Source organism: Isachenkonia alkalipeptolytica (genome assembly GCF_009910325.1).
In the GTDB taxonomy this organism is placed as follows: Bacteria; Bacillota; Clostridia; order Peptostreptococcales; family T1SED10-28; genus Isachenkonia; species Isachenkonia alkalipeptolytica.
Window position 1 is genome coordinate 163,183 of sequence record NZ_SUMG01000007.1, and the last position, 22,513, is coordinate 185,695.

Annotated in this window: 20 protein-coding genes; 4 read left to right on the forward strand and 16 right to left on the reverse strand. The window is 47.5% G+C overall.

What is annotated here, in order from left to right; all coding sequences use genetic code 11:
- Positions 1-5: 5 nt before the first annotated feature.
- Positions 6-428 carry an acylphosphatase gene (locus ISALK_RS07795; RefSeq protein ID WP_160720919.1) on the forward strand — a complete coding sequence of 141 codons (423 nt, stop codon included), beginning with the start codon at positions 6-8 and terminating at the stop codon, positions 426-428.
- Between the two features lie 296 nt (positions 429-724).
- On the opposite strand, the gene ISALK_RS07800 is transcribed toward ISALK_RS07795, so the two are convergent.
- Complete coding sequence (locus ISALK_RS07800) at positions 725-2,227, reverse strand: LysM peptidoglycan-binding domain-containing protein (RefSeq protein WP_160720920.1); 1,503 nt, start codon at positions 2,225-2,227, stop codon at positions 725-727.
- 630 nt (positions 2,228-2,857) lie between these two features.
- Here ISALK_RS07800 and ISALK_RS07805 point away from each other — a divergent pair.
- Together ISALK_RS07805 and ISALK_RS07810 are read left to right on the forward strand one after the other, a co-directional pair.
- Entirely contained in the window at positions 2,858-3,379 is a 522-nt protein-coding gene (locus ISALK_RS07805; RefSeq protein ID WP_160720921.1) for a dUTP diphosphatase, read from the forward strand.
- 98 nt (positions 3,380-3,477) lie between these two features.
- On the forward strand, positions 3,478-4,161 hold the full coding sequence (locus ISALK_RS07810; protein ID WP_160720922.1) for an acetate uptake transporter family protein: 684 nt from the start codon (positions 3,478-3,480) through the stop codon (positions 4,159-4,161).
- Between the two features lie 116 nt (positions 4,162-4,277).
- Here the strand turns inward: ISALK_RS07810 and ISALK_RS07815 are convergent, their stop codons facing one another.
- The 7 genes from ISALK_RS07815 to ISALK_RS07845 all read right to left on the reverse strand — a co-directional run bounded on the left by ISALK_RS07815 (position 4,278) and on the right by ISALK_RS07845 (position 13,360).
- Positions 4,278-6,701 (reverse strand): transglycosylase domain-containing protein, encoded by a 2,424-nt coding sequence (locus tag ISALK_RS07815; protein ID WP_160720923.1) that lies wholly within the window; start codon positions 6,699-6,701, stop codon positions 4,278-4,280.
- A gap of 72 nt (positions 6,702-6,773) precedes the next feature.
- Positions 6,774-8,207 (reverse strand): FGGY-family carbohydrate kinase, encoded by a 1,434-nt coding sequence (locus ISALK_RS07820; protein ID WP_160720924.1) that lies wholly within the window; start codon positions 8,205-8,207, stop codon positions 6,774-6,776.
- A gap of 96 nt (positions 8,208-8,303) precedes the next feature.
- Complete coding sequence (locus ISALK_RS07825) at positions 8,304-9,083, reverse strand: SDR family oxidoreductase (protein ID WP_160720925.1); 780 nt, start codon at positions 9,081-9,083, stop codon at positions 8,304-8,306.
- Positions 9,084-9,256: 173 nt separating this feature from the next.
- Positions 9,257-10,369 carry an electron transfer flavoprotein subunit alpha/FixB family protein gene (locus ISALK_RS07830; RefSeq protein WP_160720926.1) on the reverse strand — a complete coding sequence of 371 codons (1,113 nt, stop codon included), beginning with the start codon at positions 10,367-10,369 and terminating at the stop codon, positions 9,257-9,259.
- 1 nt (position 10,370) lies between these two features.
- Positions 10,371-11,165, reverse strand: coding sequence for an electron transfer flavoprotein subunit beta/FixA family protein (locus ISALK_RS07835; protein WP_160720927.1), 795 nt, complete (start codon positions 11,163-11,165; stop codon positions 10,371-10,373).
- Positions 11,166-11,635: 470 nt separating this feature from the next.
- Positions 11,636-13,108, reverse strand: a complete 1,473-nt coding sequence (locus ISALK_RS07840) for an FAD-binding oxidoreductase (RefSeq protein WP_160720928.1) — start codon at positions 13,106-13,108, stop codon at positions 11,636-11,638.
- Between the two features lie 51 nt (positions 13,109-13,159).
- Entirely contained in the window at positions 13,160-13,360 is a 201-nt protein-coding gene (locus ISALK_RS07845) for a hypothetical protein (RefSeq protein WP_160720929.1), read from the reverse strand.
- 47 nt (positions 13,361-13,407) lie between these two features.
- Between ISALK_RS07845 and ISALK_RS07850 the strand changes: the two genes are divergently transcribed.
- Positions 13,408-14,115 (forward strand): MurR/RpiR family transcriptional regulator, encoded by a 708-nt coding sequence (locus ISALK_RS07850; protein WP_160720930.1) that lies wholly within the window; start codon positions 13,408-13,410, stop codon positions 14,113-14,115.
- A gap of 100 nt (positions 14,116-14,215) precedes the next feature.
- Here ISALK_RS07850 and ISALK_RS07855 read toward each other — a convergent pair whose 3' ends face one another.
- From ISALK_RS07855 to ISALK_RS07890, 8 genes are all read right to left on the reverse strand, one after another.
- Positions 14,216-15,145 (reverse strand): ABC transporter substrate-binding protein, encoded by a 930-nt coding sequence (locus ISALK_RS07855; protein ID WP_160720931.1) that lies wholly within the window; start codon positions 15,143-15,145, stop codon positions 14,216-14,218.
- Between the two features lie 44 nt (positions 15,146-15,189).
- Positions 15,190-15,828, reverse strand: a complete 639-nt coding sequence (locus ISALK_RS07860; protein ID WP_160720932.1) for an ABC transporter permease — start codon at positions 15,826-15,828, stop codon at positions 15,190-15,192.
- Entirely contained in the window at positions 15,828-16,511 is a 684-nt protein-coding gene (locus ISALK_RS07865) for an ABC transporter permease (RefSeq protein ID WP_160720934.1), read from the reverse strand. Before ISALK_RS07865 ends, ISALK_RS07860 begins: the two co-directional genes overlap by 1 nt.
- A 2-nt stretch (positions 16,512-16,513) precedes the next feature.
- Positions 16,514-17,656: an ABC transporter ATP-binding protein gene (locus ISALK_RS07870; protein ID WP_160720936.1), complete on the reverse strand. Its 1,143-nt coding sequence runs from the start codon at positions 17,654-17,656 to the stop codon at positions 16,514-16,516.
- Positions 17,657-18,152: 496 nt separating this feature from the next.
- Complete coding sequence (locus ISALK_RS07875) at positions 18,153-19,040, reverse strand: transposase (protein WP_160720938.1); 888 nt, start codon at positions 19,038-19,040, stop codon at positions 18,153-18,155.
- Positions 19,041-19,234: 194 nt separating this feature from the next.
- Positions 19,235-19,621, reverse strand: coding sequence for a bacteriohemerythrin (locus tag ISALK_RS07880; RefSeq protein ID WP_160720940.1), 387 nt, complete (start codon positions 19,619-19,621; stop codon positions 19,235-19,237).
- A 54-nt stretch (positions 19,622-19,675) separates the two neighbouring features.
- Positions 19,676-19,954: a hypothetical protein gene (locus ISALK_RS07885; protein WP_160720942.1), complete on the reverse strand. Its 279-nt coding sequence runs from the start codon at positions 19,952-19,954 to the stop codon at positions 19,676-19,678.
- A 187-nt stretch (positions 19,955-20,141) separates the two neighbouring features.
- Entirely contained in the window at positions 20,142-22,130 is a 1,989-nt protein-coding gene (locus ISALK_RS07890) for a methyl-accepting chemotaxis protein (RefSeq protein ID WP_160720944.1), read from the reverse strand.
- Positions 22,131-22,513: the final 383 nt, after the last annotated feature.

Here is a 22,513-nt window from a genome sequence, read left to right on the forward strand (position 1 = left end):
CAGAAATGAGTGCATTCAGAAAGGAATATGAAAATCAACAGGGCAACCCCAACAAAAATACCAGCGCTAAGAACGATAAAAGCGATAAAAGCGCTAAGAACGATAAAAGCGCTAAGAACAAAAAGAATCCTGCGAAAACCTCGCCTCAAAGCCTTCAGTTTCATTACCGGATTCATGGTCGAGTGCAGGGAGTGAGCTTTCGCAATTGGTTAGAGGATCTGTCCCATGCCCTGGGGATCCATGGTTTTTGCAGAAACCGCTCCGATGGCACCGTGGAGGTTGTAGCTAAAGCGCCGACGTCGATTATGCTGGAAACATTGGAAAAAGAGCTTCACAAAGGGCCCTCTGCTGCTCGGGTCGATCGGGTGGAAAAGGATCCGTACCCCGAAGAAATCCCCGAAGGCTTTCGCATTTTGCCTAGTAAGTAGCGTTCATTTGCAAAGGGGCTTTCTTTTGCAAAGAGGCTTTCTTTTGCAAAGCAGCTTAGCTTTTGCAAATACAGTCGCAATTTACGGGTATGTTTTTGTTTAGCGTGGATCTCTTGCTGTTGCAAAAAAACCAGTAAAAAACATCTGTCCCTGAAAATCCGGGGCAGATGTTTTTTGATTCGAGATGCTTTTTGATGCAGGATGATTTTTGATTCGGGACGATTTTTGATGCAGGATGGTTTTTGATTCAGGACGATTTTTGGTACCTACTGTGGTACATCTAGCTGCTGGCTTTATTATCGGCGTTTTATTTGGGGCTGATCAATCCTCAGATTTTGATTCAACTCTCCATCTTTATCGAAGAGCTTCTCCAGGGTTACCCGGTAATCCGATGCCAGCCGCCCCATGGATTCATCTGCTTCTATCCAAATGTCGCTGTAATCTTGAGAGTCTAACCATTCACCTTCTTCCAAACCTTCTTCTTTTGGATCCGGTGATTCTCCGGGAATCCTCAGGCTCTCTCCTACAAAAACATGCTTTGGATTTTGTATGCGATTAGCAATCAGCAGGTCTTCCAAGGGGATTTCAAAGGCTTCTGCAATGCTTTGTAGGCTGTCTCCTGCTTGAACGTAATACGTTTGGTCCGGTTCCGGACCAGGGTCGGGGTCAGGATCCGGGTCGGGATCCGGGTCTGGATCGGGATCTGTTTCGACGCCTTCCGGCAGGTATAGTTCCTGCCCTTCGTTTATCACGTTTGGATCTTCCAGGTCATTGAGCTCTACTAGTATATCCACTGTTACGTCGTACATATTCGCAATTTGGTACAGCGTTTCTCCAGACTGAACAATATGAACCTCGCCATCGGGTTCCGGATCAGGGTCTGGCTCTGGTTCCGGGTCTGGTTCCGGCTCTGGTTCCGGCTCAGGATCTAATTCCTCTCCTTCCGGCAACAGAATTTCCTGTCCTTCATAAATCACATTGGGATCTTCAATGTCGTTGATCTCCACTAGAATATCCACAGTGGTTTCATACTGACTTGCGATGCTGTGTAAAGTCTCTCCCCCCTGGACGATGTGAACCTCTCCCGGCTCCGTACCGAAGATCATCTCCGATACCGTCACAAATTCATAACCCTGATCTGTCAGTTCTTCAATAATATTTGGTAGGGCCTCCGGGGTATTTACCGCTTCATGGTTTACATGCAGCAGTACGATGGCTCCCGGTTCGATATCCCTGATTACCCTGTCATAAATGACTTCAGGAGATGGTGCCTGCCAGTCCAAGGTATCGATGGTCCACTGAATAGCATAGGAATAACCGGCTTCCCCAACGAGGTTTAAGACCTCTTGATTAAAGGATCCGTAGGGGGCTCGAAACAGTCTGCTCATCTCCTGGCCCGTTGCCTCTAAGGCCGCTTTCTCCGTTAAATGAAGTTCTTCAAAAATTTCCTCTGCGGATAGTTCTGTGAAATCCCGATGGGTATGAGAATGGTTCGCCATCTCGTGACCTTCATTTACTACTCTTCTTGCCTGTTCCGGGTGATCCTCAATGGCCTCCCCGTTTAAGAAAAATGTTGCGGCAACACCATACTCCGCCAATACATCCAATACATCGTCGGTAATATCCGCAGCATAACCGTCATCAAAAGTTAACGCTACTTTCGGTTCATCACCTGGACCTTGACGAATGACTTCTGATGAAGCGTAAACTTGAATCGGTGATAAGGCGATAATCAAGGTTATACTAAGAATCATAGGAAGAATTTTTTTTATGATGGTTCCTCTTTGTCGTTCTCTCATGAAATTCGCTCCTTTATTTCCGTTCACAATGGGATTTTGCCCTCACAATGGTTTTTTTTCCTCACAATGGGATTTTGCTCGCTGACAATATTCGTTTTTTCTCTTTTGTTATCCGATAATAATCGGGGTTTTTTCTGCCTTTTGTTCTTTAGACGAAAGGCCCTCTCCTTTCGTTCCCTACTCCCTATTATCTTGTTTTTTCAAACTCAGTGTCTTATGAATATCTTTCGTTATGCTATCGATCAACCGATTTTCGACTCTCCGATTCTTCGATTCTCCGGCTCTCTCGATCTGTTCCGTCAAAACTTATTATATTCCATTTATACCCAATTGCTTTGAGGCGAAACCTGCACCATAGTCCTAAGTATTGATTTCAAGTCCTTCAAGCAGTCCTAGTCAGATTATTTTTTCACAAATTTGTCTTTTTCACTATACAGATGGAAGAAATCCCGCTATAATGTTTATAGTTGGTTTTAGTACCTGGTTATAACTTTGATTTATTTCGAACTTATTACTTGCGAATTGCTTACGAAAATTATTGCGGTACTGATCCCCCACTTATTCCCACCTCGTCTTGCGGCGGGTGCAAATCGTTTAAATCAACAAAGGAGAGATGAAATCATAGAACTAATGGATCTGTTTAAAATTCAGGACTATATGGAAAAAGAAATTCAAGACTTTGCCAGCATCTCCGAAAATGCTCTGGGAGAAGAAAATACTTTCGACTTACGTTTCCTGGCCTTGCAGGTGAAAACCGGGGAGCTGGCCAATCTGACCAAATGCTACAAATACAATGCCAAAACACCGGAGATTTCCGAGGAGAAACTGTTCCTAAGAGCCCTAGATGCTTTCCAACTGCTTCTTTCCATCGGTAATGTCCACCAACTGAATTTCATAACCTTGGATGCCATTGAAGCTGTACCCGGGGAAGAAAATCAGATTAAAACCTTTTCAGCGATTTTTGATGGAATTGCAAAGCTTCGCACCGTCCTGGAAAGCGGGGATTATTACCATGGACTGAATCTGTACATCCGGCTTTTTGCCCACTATATCTACCTGGCGCGGCATCTGAAGATTGATTTCGAAAAGATATATCGGTATTTTTTGATGCGGTATCCGATTCCCGAAAGTCTTTTGGAAAAAACTGATTAATTGCACTTTTTGTTATTGTATTGTCAACCCATGGAACGATGGGGTATAATTTTATAAAATTCATGATATCTACGGATATCGAAAGTGAGGAATTATTTATGAGTCAAAGTAATCAAGCCAAAGAGTGGTCTAATCCCACACCGGCAGGCCTGGTGGCCCTGGCCATCGCATGTTTTTGTTTTTTCGCCCTTCTTACGGGAAGAGTCACCGAGGCGGCATTGCCCTTACTGGGAATCTGGCTGCTTGGCGGGTTTGTGGTACAGGTCATTGTGGCCATTATCGACCTTAAAGGCGGAAACACCACCGGCGGAAACACCTTCTTATTTTTCAGCGCCTTTTTCATGCTGGTGGGAGGACTGGAAATGATTTATAAGTTTCAAATGGCCAGCAGCAATGTGGTGCTGGATGCCCGAATTGACGGATGGGCCTGGATGGTCCTGACCATCGTGATTTTACTATGGACCCCGGCGTTTTTAAAAACCCCCTTGGTCCTTAGCTTAATCGTCTTTGCCCTAAACATTGCACTGCCCTTTATCACCCTGATGGACTTAGAGATTTTATCCGCGGATTTCGCCTTCATTCCCGCCTATGCCTTATTAGTAGCAGGCATTTTGGGGATTTATATGTCCGCGGCGATGATCGTAAACGGCGCCTTCGGTCGGGAAGTTTACCCGATGCCCGGTCCGATTTTAAAGGACCGGAAAGCTGAAACCGCTGAAGTGGAAAAAACCGCTGCGGCTGCCCTAGCAGAAGATCGAAAAGCAGCTACCTCGCTAAGCTAGGTAGCTTAGCAAAATAGCGCAGAGATAGCACAAAGGGGACGGAGGTATTTGAGTCATCATGACTCAAATACCTCCGTCCCCTTTGGTTTACCCTTTGGTTTGTCCTTTGGTTTATATTAATCCACCGGGAGCTGATATTCATAGTCCCGGGGTTTGATTCCGTCGTGCTCCGCCGGATCGTAGGGTTCCGGCCGGACGAAGTAGACCCGCTCTTCCAAGAACATGGGAAGGTGGAACCACCTTGGCCGTCCTCCGCTGCTACGGTGGACATGGACCGAAACATGGGCTTCGCAGTGTTCCGTGGGCTCCGTGCCTTCGATGAAAAGCTCGGTGACTACCTGGGAGCCCCTGGGATCCCGTTCACAAAGATCCGTGGGGAGTTTCCCCGAGATCCTGCAGACTTCCACCTCGATAATGTTACCGGGGCGGGCAAATTCCTGATTGGAATAGCCCTCTTCGTCATGAATCCTGCCCATAACCTTCGACCACAGCCGGGCGGATACCTCGCTGCTTCTGCCCAGTGGCTCCCCCCGGTCGTATCCGATCCAGGTGGCGGCGGAAAGGTAGGGAGTGTATCCCACAAACCAGGCATCCTTTTGCTCCTGGGAGGTTCCGGTTTTCCCGGCGACGGGAATCCCTTCATTGTTCGGCCGAATGGCCGCCTGCCATCCGTAACCTTCATTGGCCGGGGTTACCGCATGTTGCATCATGTCCGTCAAAAGGTAGGCTACATCTTCCCCCACCACGCGTCGGCTCCCTTCCCCGAATCCGATTTTTCCCCGGTTATCCAACAGTACATTCCCCGAAGAATCCTTCACATGGGTAAAGGCCACCAGATCTTTATATACGCCTCGATTGGCAATGGCATTATAAGCCCGGTTCATCGCGTAGGGCGAGGCGCTTCCCGACCCCAGTACCGTGGAATAGTCATAGGTATGGTGTTCAATCCCCAACTCATTTAAATACTGCTGCATCACCGCATTGGATCCTGCAACGGTGGGATCCAGCTCATCCAGCAGTTTCGTGGCGCTGACGTTACTGGAGATAGACAGAGCCTCCCGAAGATTGATCAGACCCAAATAGCCGGTATCCCCCACGTTTTGGGGATGCCGACGTTCCGGGTCATTAAAATCGAAATATACCGGAAGATCATCGATTACACTGGCCACGGTGTGGTCATTGTCCAGGGCCGGTAAAAACGCGGCCAGAGGCTTGATCGATGAGCCCACCGGTCGGCCGGTCCCCACGGCGCGGTTAAAACTGCCGCTGCCCAGGGTCTCCCGTCCCCCCATTAAGGCTTTGATCTCCCCCGTATAGGGATTGGAGATAATCATCGCCCCCTGAGGCTGCACATTTCCCTGTTCATCCCGCAAAAGGTTCCCCGCACTGTCCCGAAAGCTTGGCGGGAAATTATCGGGATTTTGAAATTCTTCCTCCATGATATTTTGCATCTCCGGATCCAAGGTACTGTAAATCCGAAGGCCTCCGGTGCTGATCTTTTGCCTTGCCTGGTCAATGCTCATGCCGTCCTCCACAAAGCCTTCCATCACCTCGGCCCGAATAAATTCTCCGAACTGCCCGGAAATATCCTCTTCGTCGAATCGGCTGGGATTGATCCGTTCATCTAGGCGCTCACTTTCTTCTAAGGCCTCCCGGTACTCGTCTTCCGTGATATAGTCGTTTCGAAGCATCTGCCCTAATACCGTTCGATACCTGGGTACCGTCCGCTCATCAAAAATAATTGTATAATCGTGATAATCACCGTAAACCACATGATCCTCCAGAACCTCATCACTGGGAATATACCGGATGGGGGAGTACCGTGCGGGATGCTGGGTGATCCCTGCAATCAGCGCACTTTCCACTAAATCCAGTTCACTGACGGGCTTGGAAAAATAAGCCTGGGATGCGGCTTCCACCCCATGATTCTGGCCCCCTAAATTGATGGTGTTCAAATAAGCCTCAAGAATCTTCTCCTTGGACAGTTGGCTCTCAATCTCCTTGGCGTAATAGGCATCCTGTATTTTCCGTCTTAGGGTCTGTTCATGGGTGAGATATACGTTTTTCGCCAGCTGCTGGGTAATGGTGCTTCCTCCCTGGCGGGAGTCCGTGGTAAGATTATTCCAGGTGGCTCCCACTATCCTTCGATAATCCAGACCGCTATGCTCCCAAAACCGCTCGTCCTCCACAGCCACAATGGCTTCCTGCATGGTCTCCGGGATTTTCTCCAGGGGCACGATAATTCTTTTCTCCTCTTTTCCGACCACTTCCATCTGCTCCCCGACGTTATCATAGATAATGGAGTTTTGTTCAATATAGTCATAAATATTTTTCGCCTGAATCTCCGGGGTCTCATTCAAGATGTTTAAGACCCAAAAAAGTCCCAACACTCCGCCGAGGACGATTAAAATCGCCAAAACAATGCTCAGCATCTTCATGACGTACCGCAGTGTCTCTTTTTTATTGGACGTACTGTATTTTTGTCTCTTCAATCCGGTACTTTTCTGATTTTCCTGATCCCGGTGGTTTTCTTTGTTCATTTTTCCCCTCCTGAATTTCCTCCTCGATCCCCATATAATCCCTTTGGTTCATCCCCTTTGGTTCACTTTGGTTCATCCAAAAATCGAATAGATTTTTTGATTAATAGGATCCGCATAATCCTTTATTTCCGAGTATACTTCCTGAATCACTCTTTCATATAGTTGATGGTGCTCCAGGTTCGGTTCGAAGGAATCCTTGATTTTGACCATTTTCTCCACGGCGGTTTTGTAATCGGGATAGTATCCGGAGCCTACCGCTACATTGATGGCGGCGCCGATCCCCGCGGCGTTGTTGATGACGTTTCGAACAGATTTGATCCCGAAGGCATCAGCAAAGATCTGCATAAATAGTTCACTGTTGGAGCCGCCGCCGGAGACAATCACCTGCTTCGGATACACCTCCAGCTCCTTACACATGGCATCCACACTGATTTTCATGGTCATGGCAATGGACTCCATAATAGAGCGGTACATATGTCCCCGTTTGTGCCGGCCGTCCAGCCCGATAAACAGAGCCTTTCGGTAAGGCAGATCATTCGGTGCCAGAAACTCCCCTACGGTGATCAGCCCTTCACTGCCCGGACCCACCTTCTTCGCTTCCAACTCTAAAAGACCTTCCACGGATTGTCCCCTTTGGGCTGCTTTTTCCTCGATTTCCTCTCCTAAAAGATCTTTAAACCAGGTGATGCTCCACATTCCTCTTCGAATGCCGTTGCTTGTTTCATAGAGATACTGATAGGGAATGGCGGCCAGGTTCGACCAGTAGTGCTCCGCCTCCTCAGTATACTCATCTCCCTTCATCATGCCTCCGATATAGGTTCCCAGAGATACCAGCACCGAATCCTTATTATGGATCCCGGCTCCTAGCCCCTCCGCCGCCTTGTCGTTGGCCGTAGCATAGACGGGGCAGCCCTCCGGTAAACCGGTAGCTTCAGCGGCTTTTTTTGTTACGACTCCCAGCTCTTCTCCCGGCAAGGCCAGATCAAATAACATCTCCCGGGTAAGATTATAGTAGGCATAATCGGAAGGATCCTCACTCCATTTCCAGTTGATACGATCCAGGGGGCCGTAGACCCCTTCATAATTCGCCGCTGTATCCTTAAACTGACCGGTTAAGCGATGGGTAAGATATCCGGTGGTGGTGGTGATATAAGCGGTCTCGGGAATGTCCTGCTGATAAGGCTTCGAAAGCCGTTTATCCATCCAGTTGATCACGGGATAGGCCAGGGTTCCGTCTTCTTTCAAATACACCCGGCAACAGCGGATGCTCCCGAGTCCGATCCCGATGATCTCCCGGTGGTCGCCGTCAAACTTCTCCATCAGCCGTTTACTGACACTTTGTAAGGATTCCCACAGATCATCATCGGGGTGCTCTGCGGTGTCAGCATCGGGGATATATAAGGGCCGAAGTTTTTGCTTCTCCTCTAAAATCAGGTTCCCTTCCAGATCGTAAATCCCGATTTTTGTACTCTGGGTACCGCCGTCGATTCCAATAATATATTTCACAGTCTGTCCCTCCTCTGCCTTTTGGTAAGCCTTTCCGGCAGTTCTTGTTTACTATCTTTACTGCTAACTTCATCGGTTCCATCGGTGCTGATTTGTTTATCGCATCAAATAGCCGCCGTCCACGGTGAGAATATGGCCGTTCACATAGTTCGAGGCGTTGCTGGCCAGAAACACGCAGGCCCCCATTAAATCACTGCCTTCCCCCCATCGATTGGCGGGGATATGGGAAAGAATTTTTTCGTTCTGCTTTGCATCAGATCGGGTTTTCTCTGTCAGTTTCGTCGCAAAGTAGCCCGGGGCAATGGCATTTACCTGGATATTAAATTCTCCCAGTTCATCACACATGGCCTTGGTAAGCCCTGCGATTCCATGTTTCGTTGCAGCATAGGCCGGGGACCACTTGCCTCCCAGAAAGGAAAATAAGGAGGCGATGTTGATGATTTTTCCGCTTCCCTGCTTGATCATATGTTTACAGGCTTCATGGGCCATCTCATAGGCGGCGGTTAAATTCACCGACACCATTTTATCCCACTCCAACCGGGTGAACTTGGTCACATCCTCTACATTGATGGAGATCCCGGCACTGTTGATCACAATATCCACACTGCCCCACTGCTTCACACAAGCATCCACGGCCCTTTTGCACTGACCGTCCTTCGTTAGGTCCGCCTGAATGTAGTGATACTCCACGCCGCATTTTTCCACTTCCTGTTTTACGTCTCCGTTATCCCCGGATATGCTAACGGCTAACACATTGGCTCCCGCCTTGGCCAGGGCTACGGAAAATGCTTGGCCCAAACCGCTATTTCCTCCGGTGACAATGGCATTTTTCCCCTTCAAGGAAAAATAACTCATATCGAAATCCGTCAAATTCATAAGTTGTACCCTCCAGCTTTTAGATTTAACTCTCTCGGCGTCTGTAGACTTCCTGTTTTTTCAGATGATGTTCTTTTTCTTTATGCTTTTTTCTTTTTTCCTTGGTGTTTATGGCTTGGTGTTTATGGCTTGGTGTTTATGGCTTAACCTTTAGGCCTTTCTCTTAATTGTCTTTATTCCTTCGCCGGTTCATCTTGATTCTTCCCCTGATGAATCCGCTCCAGGAGTTTTTCAACAAATACCTTGCCGTCTCCCGCCACTACAATATCGGCGATGCTGCAAATCGGCGCCCGGCTTTTTTTATTCACCGCAATGACGTGCTCCGGAGTTTTCAGCCCTTCAATATGCTGAATGGAGCCGCTGATGCCAATGGCAATGTAGAGTTTCGGGCTGACGGTTTTTCCCGACTGGCCTACCTGGATGCTCCTCGGGGCAATGTCCTGGTCGATGATCTTTCGACTGGCGGCAACCTGTCCCTTCAAGGCTTGGGCCAGGGCCTCCAGCTCATTAAAATACCGAGCGGCACCTCCGCCGCCGGCGATTAGCACCTCGCTTTCCCGAATATCCGCCGCACTTTCCTGCTTTTTTCTTCGAAGAAGCTTGATCCCCGGCTCTTGGATATGATCAAAAGAGACGGTTTGCCACCGGCTTTTTACGGTCCGGGACCGGTCCCACTGAAAAACCTTTTGCCGAACGCTCATCATCAGCGGTCCTGCTCCCCGGTTCTTAATCGCCGCCATCAGCTTTCCGCTGTAGGCAGGGCGTATCAGTTCGATGTTTTCTCCGTCGGATTCAATGGCGGTAACATCGGCGGTCAGTCCGGTCTTAAGGCGCATGGAAAGCCTGGGGGCAAGCATTCTTCCCACATGGTCCGCGGGGATTAAAATGCTGTGGAAATCGTAGAGGCGGTGGAGTTTTTCCATGCAGTTGGTCAGGTTTTTTATGTCATAGAAGATTTCCTCATGGATAACAGTATATTCGCTGCCACTGTACTGCCGCATGCCTTGTGTGCCATCCCTGCTGTCATCATGCCGCATGCCTTGCTCTGCACTTGCTTGCTCTGCACTTGCTTGCTCTGCACTTGCTTGCTCTGTGTTTTCCAGGTCTTTTCTCACTTCTCCCCGAATCAGCACATCGAAATGCCCCTCCAGCTCTTGTAGGGCTTCAGGATCTCCAAATCCATAGATCTCCGCCGCTTCCCGGCCGTAAAGCCTATCCGCCGCATCGATTAAATCTATGGCGTCCTGTATATTTTCTTTTCCCGCGTAAATCAGACATTTTTTCATATTAGATATATTCCTTTTCCTTTAAGAATTGATAAACCCGTTCAATGCCTTCCTCGTCATTTTTCACCGTGATGTTTTCCTTTTTCCCCATAGTTTTCATAAAGGTTCTTGATACCTCGGTGAGGGATCCGGAAAGCCCCACTTCCTCTTCTGTCAGCTGCAGATCCTGATTGGTGAGAACCTCCATTTTATCTCGGACATCCCGCTGAAAATCCTCGTAGCGAATGTAGGGCATCTTATACTCCCGGCTTTTTTCAAAGCTGATGATTCCCGGAAGCTTCATCTGAAACTGCAGTATGTCCCCTTCGCTGTTCACCTCTAGGAGGCCCTTCCCTTGAAGCAGCTGCTCGATATTTACGGTGATCACATTATTCATCTGTGGGATGTCTAAAATCTCGGCGATTTGTCCCGGCACATGGGAGGTGTCCCCGTCTAAGGAATGGGTTCCGGTGAAAATACAGTCCGCCCTTCGGGTCTTTAAAAACTCTCCGATAATCCGACTGGTGGCATAGGTGTCGCTTCCCACATATAAGGGATCACTGATCAAGGTTCCCCGGTCCACATCTCTTCTTAGAAGATCCTGAAACTTTCGGCTGACCCCTTCCGGTCCCATGGTTACAATTTCCACATTGGTTTCCGGGGCCGCCTCCTTTACTTTCAGCGCCGCCGCCAGGGCGATTTCATCGTCGGGATTCAGCTTAAGCTTCGCCTTTTCCCGCATCAATATATTTTTCTTTTGATCAAATTGAATGTTTTCCACATCGGGAATGAATTTTACCAAACATATTATCTTCATAGTCGCGACTCCTGTCTTTGTTTCTGTACTGTACTATGCTATGCTTTACGTACTGTACTTTGCTATATTGCGCTTTCCATACTGCGCTTTACCTACTGCGATTTGCCATACTGCGCTTTACCTACTGCGATTTGCCATACTGCGCTTTACCTACTGTGCTTTGCTATACTGCGCTTTGCTATATTGCGCTTTGTTATATTGCGATTTCCATACTGTGCTTTACGTACTGTGCTTTACGTACTGTGCTTTACGTACTGTGCTTTACGTACTGTGCTTTACGTACTGTGCTTTGCTATACTGCGCTTTCCATATTGCGCTTTCCATACTGCGCTTTACCTACTGTGCTTTGCTATACTGCGCTTTGCTATTTTGCGTTTACGTACTGCGCTTTGCATACTGCACTTCGCATACTGCGCTTTCCATACTGCGCTTTCCATACTGTGCTTTACCGCACTGCCCCTTACCTATCCCTACTTCTGATATTTTTCCCCTTCTTTTTGAGGATAAATCGTCCCGAAGTTCATGATGTTGTTGGGATCAAAGGTCTCCTTCAGTTTTTCCAGCATATAGTAGGCGGATCCGTGCTCCTCCTTGGTCCATTCATTTCTAAACTTTCCGATTCCGTGGTGATGGCACATGGATCCCCCAAGCTTTAAGGTTTCCTCTACGATGATCCGTTGTAGGGGGTGATGGTAAACCCGCATTTCATCCTCCGGGGCGCAGTGAATTTCGTAGTTGTAAACGAAGTACATGTTGGTACCGTTGATATAGCTGTGGGACGAGTGGCCTCCCAGCATGGTCAAATCCTCCACCCGGTGATACTCCTCTTTGATGCGTTTGATTACGTTATGATAGATCTTTGGAATGGTTTCCCAGTCTCCGGAGACCTCGGTGGTGAATCCGGTATGGCTGTCATTTTCCAACATGCCTTCGTACTCATCGTCGATATCCTGTTGGGACCAGTTTAAGTTCTCAAACCACTCTTCCAAGAGATCACTGTCCACTTTCTCCACAATGCCCTCATTAAACTTCTCCGCCGCGGTCTCGATGCCTTTTCCTGTGGCTTCCACGAGGCCTTTGTTGCCCTCCGCCATGAAAATCACGACGCAGCGGTCCTTATAAAAATGATAGAAATGCTGCTTTGCATCCTCTTCCGAATAGCACCGGGCAACGGAAGGTCGATAGCCGTTGACCATCACTTCCCGGAGGATTTTAATCCCCGTATCCATATCCTTAACTAAAAAGCCGTGGAATTCGTTATTGTCCGGGAAGTATTTAAATAGTTTCACGGTAACTTCTGTGATGTAGCAAAGAGCACCTTCATTCCCGATGACGATGTGGCGGATATCCGGCCCTCCCGCGCGACGGCTGACGTTTTTAACCCTTGAAATGTGACCGTCGGGGAATACGCACTCCAGTCCTACCACCATGTCCTCAATGCCGCCATAAAGAGTCGATAGTTGACCGATGCTTCGTGTAGCCACCAAGCCCCCCATTTTTGCTACGGGTTTAGACTGCGGGGAATGTCCCGTGGTGAGGCCTTTTTTCCGAAGCTCCTCTTCCAATTCTCCCAGTACCACACCGGCTTGCACCGTGGCCTGCATATTGTATTCATCGATTTTTACGGTCTTGTTGAGATTTTTGGCATCGATCACGATGCTATTTTCCTTCCAGTTTTCCAGGCCGCCCTCTGTGGCGGTTTTTCCTGAACGGGGGATCACATTGATGTTGTTTTCATTGCAATACATTAAGAGTTTCTTGACTTCCTCGGTGGAGTTCGGATACACGATGCCCTTGGGTTTAGGCACATCCAGCACCCGTCGCACCTTCGCATATTTTTTGTAGCGGTCCGCCGAAGCGTCGTAGAGATCCTCCTCATCGGTGTTGATCTGCTCCGCCGTCAGTATTTCTTCTAAATCTTTCAGTAAGTCCTTCGTTTCCATAACCTATCCCTCCAAGTTTTTATAGGTTCGCTCATCCGGTTCCGGTTCGCTTCATGGGGTTTCATCCGGTCCACCGGAGTCACCGGGTACATGCGTTGAATTTTCCGGTTTTTCTCCTATTTCTATGGTCTTTATGATACTATGAATCCCCCCTTCCGTCAATGAAATAACGGAAAGTTTTATATTTTTATGTATTATTTCTTTTCTTTGTGGAAAATTTTCCGTTAATTGCTTTACATTTCTTTCTGTCAATGCTATTCTTACCCTAAAGTATATACCTCAAAAGGAGGGATCTCCCCATGATCCGAATTGATTTTAGCAAACTGAATCCCCTGGAAAAAGAAATCCACGAAAGCCTGAAAGCCGCAGCCCTTCACCGATCCTCCATCACCATCGGCGACGCCGCCGAGCTTTGCGGCTGTTCCATTTCGAAAATCTCCAAGTTCGTAAAAAAACTGGGTTTTGCCAACTATAAACAATATATGCAGTTTCTTTATGAAAAGGAGCTTTCCCCGAGGGATACCACCGGTGAATTGGAAAGGCTCCATCGGTTCCTGGAGGATTTTGATCCCGCCTTGGTAACCGCCTTTATCGAAGAGATGGAAAAGTACCCGAAGATCCTTTTTTTCGGCCACGGGCCTTCCTATCTGGCGGCGGAGTACTTCGAGTACAAACTTCGCTTTTCCACGGGTAAATACGTCAATGCCCTGTCCGAAGAATTCATGGCGGAAAACCTGCTGGATTCCGATACCTTGTTGGTGATCCTCACAACCACCGGGGCCTTTCGCCCCTTTAAAGACCTGTACCAATCAGCGAAGGCCCAAGGAGCCAAGGTCCTGATTCTCGCCGAGGAGTACAACCAATCCCTGCTGGAGACTTCAGACCAGCTGATCTGGCTGTCGAAACACGCTCAGCCCCGGGAGTTAAAGCCCCATGAAAAATCCCGGACGGTGTTTTACATTTTCATCGAAGAAGTGGCGGCGGCCCTGGGAAGAGAAAAAGAATAGAGCAAAAGATAAACCAAAGGGGACGAACCAAAGGGGACGGAGGTGTTTGAGTCATGATGACTCAAACACCTCCGTCCCCTTTGGTTCGTTGATCTTTTTTTTAATCGATTAAACCGTTGTCCCGTAGGAAGTTTTCCGCTACTTCTTCCGGTTCTAATTCATGGATATCCACTTCTTCGTTCAATTCCGTTAAGGTATCATGATCAAGCAGTCGGGTAAGTTCATTCACGATTTCTTCTAATTCCGGATAAGCGTCCAGAATTTCCTGACGTACCACCGGTGCCGGGTTGTAAACCGGGAAAAAGTCTGCGTCGTCTTCAATGATGATCAGATCAAAGGCCGGGATTCTTCCGTCGGTTCCGAAACCTTCCGCAACATCCACTTCCCCTTGTCGAAGGGCGTCATAATATAGCCCTGTACTTAAGAAGGTGATATTATCATCGCCGAACTCGAAATCATAGACTCTTTCCAGCCCCTGAACGCCGTCTTCCCGCTCATAGAATACTTCATTACAACCAAGGTCCAATTCTCCGGGATTCTCGTTGATGTATGCCGCAAGATCCGAGATCGTAACAATGCCCTTTTCATTCGCATCCTCTTCCCGCATCAATAAAACATAGGCGTTGTTGGCTTCAGAGTACTCCAACCACACAACATCATTTTCTTCCTTGTCCCAGTCCTTTACCATTTGATAGGCTTCATCGGGATCCCCTACAGGATCTTCATGCATAAACGTGGTAAGGGTGGTTCCGGTATATTCCCAGTAAACGTCCACTTGATCACTGTGCAGTGCAGGACGGATTACATCGGATTCTCCCAGACCAATTCGGTCTTCCACCGGGTATCCGTGGTGATCAAAAAGATCCAACAGCATGTTTCCAAGAATCATTTGTTCTGTCCAGGGCTTCGAGGCCACCGTAATAGTGGGGTTGTCCTCATCATCCTCGCCACACCCAATAAACAGGGTTGCGGTTAATAAGATCGCGATCAGAAGCAGCGACCACTTTTTAAAACTTTTTTTACTTTTCATCTTTTCATCTCCTCCTTATATTTTTTTAATCTATTGGTCAAACATTACCCGCCGTACTTTTTTCGGATCCGGCTTTGAAACAGTCCCAACAGCTGATCTAAAATAATGGCAATCGCTGCGGCGATTAAAGATCCGGCTAGAATAAACTCCGGGCTGTTCATGGCAATCCCGGTAAAAATCAGACGCCCAAGACCGCCGGCTCCGATAAGATGTGCAATAATTGCAGTTCCCACCGTAAGGATCGTTGCGGTTTGGATTCCCGCCACAATAATCGGCGTGGCTAGGGGCAATTCCACCTTGAAAAGCACTTCTCTTTTGGAAAGCCCCATACCTCTGGCGGCCTCCAGCACATCGGGATCCAGTCCCTTGATGGCAGCCACCGTATTCCTTGCTATCGGCAGCAGTGCATAAATCGACAAGGCAAAAATTGCGGGGCGTACCCCAACTCCCATAATCGGAAGGAAAATCGCAATTACCGCCAAACTAGGAACCCCTTGAGCCGTATTCAGGAAGGAAAGAATCTGATTGATTTTTTTGTTAAAGGGTGGCCGGGTAACTAAGATCCCAATGGGTAGCGCAATAATGATGGCAAAGAACAGGGAAACGAACACTAAAAACAGATGTCTTTGCAAAAGTTGCAGTCCCTGATCTTGTATGATTTCAATTAATCGTTCAACACCCATTAATTCTCACCTCCCGACTGTGATACTTCTTCGCTTTGGATGCCTTTGGAAACCACGGTTTTTTCCAGCCAGCCGATGAAAAAGTCGATAATCACTACAAAAACCGTAACCAGCAGGGCTCCTGTAATAATCATATCCGACCGGGAGCGGGTCAGCCCCTGCTCAATGAGTACACCAAGGTTTCGCTCCCCGATGTATACCGCCAGGGTCCCGATGCCCACCATCATAACCGTAGCTACCCGTACGCCGGCGAGAATCACCGGCAGGGCCAGGGGAAGCTGTACTTTTCGAAGAATTTGGGTCTCGCTCATCCCCATCCCCTTGGCCGCCTCTAAAATGTTTTTGTCCACTTCATTCAAAGCCACGTACACATTTCGAAGGATCGGTAGCATGGAGTAAAGAACCAGGGCCAGTACCGCACTTTGGCGGCTAAGTCCCAGTCCGGGAATACTGATTAAGATTCCGTATAGGGCCACACTTGGGACGGACATGACAAAACTTCCCACTCCCATAACACCGTTGGCCATTTTCTTATTGTTTCTGAGGAGGACCCCCAAGCTGACCCAAAGAACCACGGATAAGCTGATGGCGATCGCGATTAAAATCAGATGTTCCATGGTGTAACCGTAAATCCGATCCAAATTGTTTGTGAAGTAGTTAAAGACTCTCCGTGCTTCATTCATCACTACAACACCTCATTTTCTTCACTATCATTTTCTTCGTAGGCCTCTCCGATATAGGAACGGATATCCGAAAAGGTTACAATCCCCAGGAATTCATCCTCTTTCCCCATTACGGGAAGAGCCGCAATATTATGCTGCAACATATCCGACATGGCATCCTTTAGGGTGTTATGTTCGTTTAGTGATATGGGGAACATTCGGATTCCTTTATTCCATCCCTTGGCGCTGGAGAGTTTATTCCAGTCCTCCTTGGCCAGGTACCCCACCACTTCTTTTTCATCATTATGAATCAGGATTCGATTTTTATCGGGATGCTTAAAGTATTTTTCAATCTCATCGATCCCGGCGGTATCCTTCACCCGCTTAATATTCTTTCGCATTACTTCCGTTACCCGAAGCAGGTTTAGTACCTTCAGGGACCGGTCGGATCCCACAAACTGCTCGACGAACTCATTAGCGGGATTAAATAAGATATTCTCGGGGGTATCAAACTGCACCAGTTTCCCCTCGTTCATAATAGCAATTTTATCTCCCATTTTGATGGCCTCATCAATATCATGGGTTACAAAACAGATGGTTTTTTTGACCTTTTTCTGCAGTTTTAAAAATTCATTTTGCAGCTGATTTCTGGTAATGGGGTCCACCGCTCCAAAGGGCTCATCCATAAGCATTACCGGAGGATCCGCCGCCATGGCCCGGGCCACGCCCACCCGCTGGCTTTGTCCGCCCGACAGGGCTTTCGGGAATTTATCCCGGTTCTCATCGGGATCCAGGTTCATCAGTTTTAACAGTTCCACCACCCGTTTTTCAACCTTTTCCTCTTCCCAGCCTAAGAGTCTGGGTACAATGGCGATATTATCGAACACCGAATAATGGGGAAAGAGTCCTGTTTTTTGAATTACGTATCCGATCTTTTTTCTCAGTTCATTGGCATTCTGATCGATGACGTTTTCGCCATTCACATAAATTTTTCCACCGCTGGGTTCGATGATCCGGTTAATCATTTTTAAGGTTGTGGTTTTTCCACATCCCGAAGGCCCAACAAAAGTACAGATTTCTCCCTCTTCTATACTCATGTTTAACTTATCCACTGCCGGGCGCTGCATTCCGGGATACTTTTTAACCACCTCTTCAATTTTGATCATTTTCTTTCACTCCTCTAGTTTTGTGAATACTGCGACAACACCTATGTATACCCCTGATTCCCGTTGATTATCAGGTTTTATTTTGTGAAGTCACTTTTTTTCTCATCGGCACAACTTTTTCCATTGTCTCAGTTTAGTTATTATAACACAAGGAAAATAAAAAACAAGTAGACCAAAGGGGACGGAGGTATTCGGTATATAGTCTACCAAAGGGGACGGAGGTATTCGGTATATAGTCTACCAAAGGGGACGGCAGGCTGCGTAAAAACGCTGATGTTATAATTATCAACAGCTATATATAGTTGAACATTAAATCATGGATTCAACATATAGTATATAAAATTTGTAACAAAACAGTTTTTACGCAACCTGACGGAGGTATTCGATATATAGCACACCGAAGGGGGACCGCATTACCACCCCTTTATTATAAGTGTTTCCTTCCTTTAGATCCGTTGTAAAATACTACAGCTATATCTGTTTTGAAATACTATAGCTATATCCGTTGTAAAATACTATAGCCGATCCCCGTGATCCTTTCCAGCTGCCTTAAGGAAATCCCGTATTCTTTGCAGGTTGTAATGATCTCGGCTCGCCGCACAGGGTCATAGCTTTGAATAACCGTTGGACTCTTCCCATACACCTGTTGCTTAACAAAATCCGCTGCATCCTCATCCCGCCACCGACGGCTTCTATCAAACTCTAAGTAGGGTTTGTTTTCCGGTACTTTATGAAATTCTTTCAAAAATATTTTCGCCTTATTTCGCTGTTCTTCCGTGATTGGGTCGTGGGTGTTTTGAGGGTAAGTATCCGGTGGATGGTTTCTGGAAGGTTCTTTTAGAGAAGCAACGGCCATGTCCTGATTGCAAAGCTTCAGACCGAAAGTTTTGTCAGACGCTTCATTCGACGCTTCATTCGACGCTTCATTCGACGCTTCATTCGACGCTTCAAAGTACTCCCGATAGCTGCTCCAGGGGTAATCGGAAAGTTTCTGAACCATACCGGCTTTTAAGGGATTTTGGTGGATATAGCGTAGTACACCAAGAAAATAGCCAGGGGTTTCCACCACCTCACTTTTAAAACGATCCTGAAAAAGATGTCCCACCCGTTCGTATTTTCCGTTATACCACTGCACATATTTCGAGGCGATTCTTCGAAAGACGGTTCCAAGCTCTTCCTCGCCTTCTTTCATCAAAAGATGGATATGATTGGTCATCAGGCAATAGGCATAAATCTCGTACTCGCTTTTCGGTTGTTGATCCTTTAATGCATACAAAAACTTCCGGTAGTCCTGTTCCTCTTCGAAAATCCGCTGTTTATTGATCCCCCGGAAGATTACATGATATACACCGGTCTTGCTTTTTTCCCTAGCTCTTCTCGGCAAATTCCCTCACCCCTTCGTTTTGGACTTTGGGTCAATATCCTGGACGTCGCATATGTTCTATTTTTACCATAAACAGACCCCGGTTAAACAATTTTTTGTTAATAATGACACAAAGGTAAACCAAAGGGGCCATAAACCAAAGGGGACGGAGGTATTCGGTACATCATGTACCGAATACCTCCGTCCCCTTTGGTTTAAAGTTTTTGTATAAAGTTTTTATCCGCCTCATTAATATGATTGATCAGCCAATCCACCATCAATAGTTTGAGATTATCAACATTTTCTTCGGTAGGACCGGAGGCCTTGAAATCTTGTAAGGTATTATGCAGCTTTTGAATGAACTCCCGGTGCAACCCTTGATGTTCTTGGAGTTTGGAATATCCGTGATCCCCCATCATCTTTTCTTCCTCGGCAAAATGTTTTTTCGTATAGTCAATCAGTTCCTGGAAGGTTTCCTGAAGAGTCTCGTTACTGCTCTCGGGAGTTAAATCCAGTACCCCGGTTCCCAGCTCAAAGATTTTTTTATGCTGGGTATCCACCTTTACATTTCCCGTTTTTAAGCTGTCGCTCCACCATAACATAGGGTTGCCTCCTTTTGTTTTTTTAAATGATTATCCGCCGGGATCCCCCAGGGCTTAATTAAACCGCACATCATAAATCTTGGTTAAATACTGATACTGCTCTTTCAGCTCCTGCTTGAATTCCTCTTCGGGCATCTTATCGTAGAGATGAATTCCATCTTCTATTAAACAATTGTAGATCAGCTCCGCCATGATTTTATCTTCTTTTTGAAGGGCATCGTAACGGCTCTCCACCTCATGGGGGAAATCCAGGGTATAGGTGATTATATCCATATTGCCTTCCAAATATTCCTTTGTCATCTTCATTAAATAATCCGTATTGGTTTTATTCATCATCTCGCACCTTTCATCTTTACTGGGTTTTGTGTAGTTTTCAATGCTAGGATTATAGCATTTTCTGATAGTATATGATTTTCGGTGTCCGTTGTCAATAGGTTCGGGGGAATGGATGAACCCAATGAACCGAAGGGGACGGAGGTATTCGGTAGATGATGTACCGATTACCTCCGTCCCCTTCGGTTTACAGCTTAAACTTCTTGATGTTTTCGTCCATTTCCTCCGCTAGCTTCGCTAGGGATTCGCTGGCGTTGGAGATCTCTTCCATGGCGGCGGTTTGCTCCTCTACGGAAGCGGAGCTTTCCTCGGTGGCCGCAGCATTTTCCTCCGCCGCGGCGGATAGATTTTCAATAATGGCGATGATCTCTTCTTTTTCCTTGGCCATTTCCCTCATGGATCCGTTTACTTTTTCCATGACAGAGTTCATCTGTTCTACGGAAAGATCAATGCCGTGAAATTTCTCCTTGGTGGCGTCCACACTCTTACTTTGACTATCCACCACGTCCTGCACCTCATCGGTTACGGACACCGCCTCATCCACCTTGTCGCTGAGCTCCAGCAAGATATCGTTGATCTCCTCGGTGAAATTCGACGACTCCTCCGCAAGCTTTCGGATTTCCTCCGCCACAACGGAGAATCCTCGGCCGGCTTCTCCCGCTCTGGCCGCTTCAATCGCCGCATTTAAGGCCAGTAAATTGGTCTGCTCCGAGATACTTGCGATCATCCGGCTGGCATTTTGAATTTTCCCTGATCGATCCCGGGTATCCAGCATCACCTGGCGCACTTTCTCTGAAGCGCTTTTGTTCATTTCTGATTTCTCCACCAGTTCCTGTAAAATCACGTTTCCTTCGTTTTTCAAGGTGTCGATCTGATTGTTGGATACATTCAGGCTTTCAATCAGGGTTTCATCCTCTTCCAGGAGTTTTCCCAGGGCATAAATTCCTTCCGCCCCTTTTTCCGTATCCGTCGCCTGTTCTCCGGCGCTCTTTGCCATCTCTTCAATGGTTTTTGCCACTTCGTCGGAGGCCTTCGAGGACTCTTCACTGGTGACCATCAACTGCTCCGAAGAGGAGGATACGGAACCGGAGAGGCCCTGAATCTTTGTCAGCACTTCCCGCAGGCTTTCGGTGACCAGCTGCAGTACCTTCGCCAGCTCCCCGATTTCATCCCGTCGGTTTTGCAGGTTCTCGGGGATATCCTTGCTGACGTCCAAATCGATAAAGGCCCGACTTTCTTCACTAAGGGCCTTGATGGGCTTTGCAATCACGTTCGCCGCCAAATAGGAGGCCACAATCACCGCACCGATGGCAATGACCAGCAGGATCAGGGACAGATTCACGAACTGACCGAGTCCGCTCAACAGGCTGGCCCTGGGAATTTCGATCAACAGCTTCCAGTCCTGGGTATTATCGATGTCCGCATAGAAGATGTAGGAGTCCTCTCCCGCAACGGAGATCCGCTGCCGGCCGAAGGCCTGCCCCTCCATGCTACTGAAATCCTGCCCCAGTTCATAGTACCGGCTGGACTCTTCGGTGATGTTATCCTCTCCGGCGACCTCGGGGTCCCGGTGGACAATCACATTCCCTTCACCGTCGACCACCCAGCCGAATCCGGCCCCTTCCAAATTGATTTCCTCCACCGTGGCGGTGAGTTCATCGAGATACATGGACCCGGAGATGGCTCCCACCACATTTCCTCGAAAATCCCGGATTTCATGGGCAAATACCGTAAGCATTCTTCCGTCCATGGAGCTGGGAAAGGGGTTGGTCACATAGGTGGCCTCTCCCTGCTCAAAAATTGGCTCCATATAGGCGCTGTCGCTAAAGTCAAAGGACTGGCCGTCGGCTCCGTAGGCGCTTCCGTCGGGGAACACGAGACTTAGGGTTCCAAAATCGCTGGTCTCCAGGGCATGTTCCATAAACCGCCCGGCTTCGTCGATGTCCATTTCCTTCACTCCGTCGTACTCCACGATCAGGTTCAACTCTGCCATTTTCCGATCGATCAAAGCGGAGACATTATCCGCCTGTCCCTGAATGATCTCTTCACTTAAATTCTCCGATAAATCCGTCATTCCGTCACTGGCCATGTTAAATAACACCAACCCCGCCGCCAGTAAAATCACGGAACTGACAATTGAAAACACCAAAACCATTTTTGTCTTAATACTTTTCATATGCTTGGCCTAAGGCCTACACCTCCTATGTATTATTGCTTCTTAGCTGATGAAACGCTATGTTCTTCTGTAGCCTATTTACTATTATCGGCAGAATTTCGGATTTGATGAGGGGGAATTTCTAACAATCCCGAGGCCGATTTCCCAAAGCTGTACCGGGGATTTTTGTGAACATGTTACAGAGGATAACCCAAATGTTGACCCAAAGGAGACCCAAAGGGGACGGAGGTGTTTGAGTCATCCAATGACACAAATGCCTCCGTCAGGTTGCGTATAAATGCAACCCCGCCCCTTGCTTCGGTCGTCTAAAACTCAAATATTAATTTGTTTTTTATGTTAAAATTGAATATTTCATTTAAAAAGCAAGAAAGGCCATGTTTCTT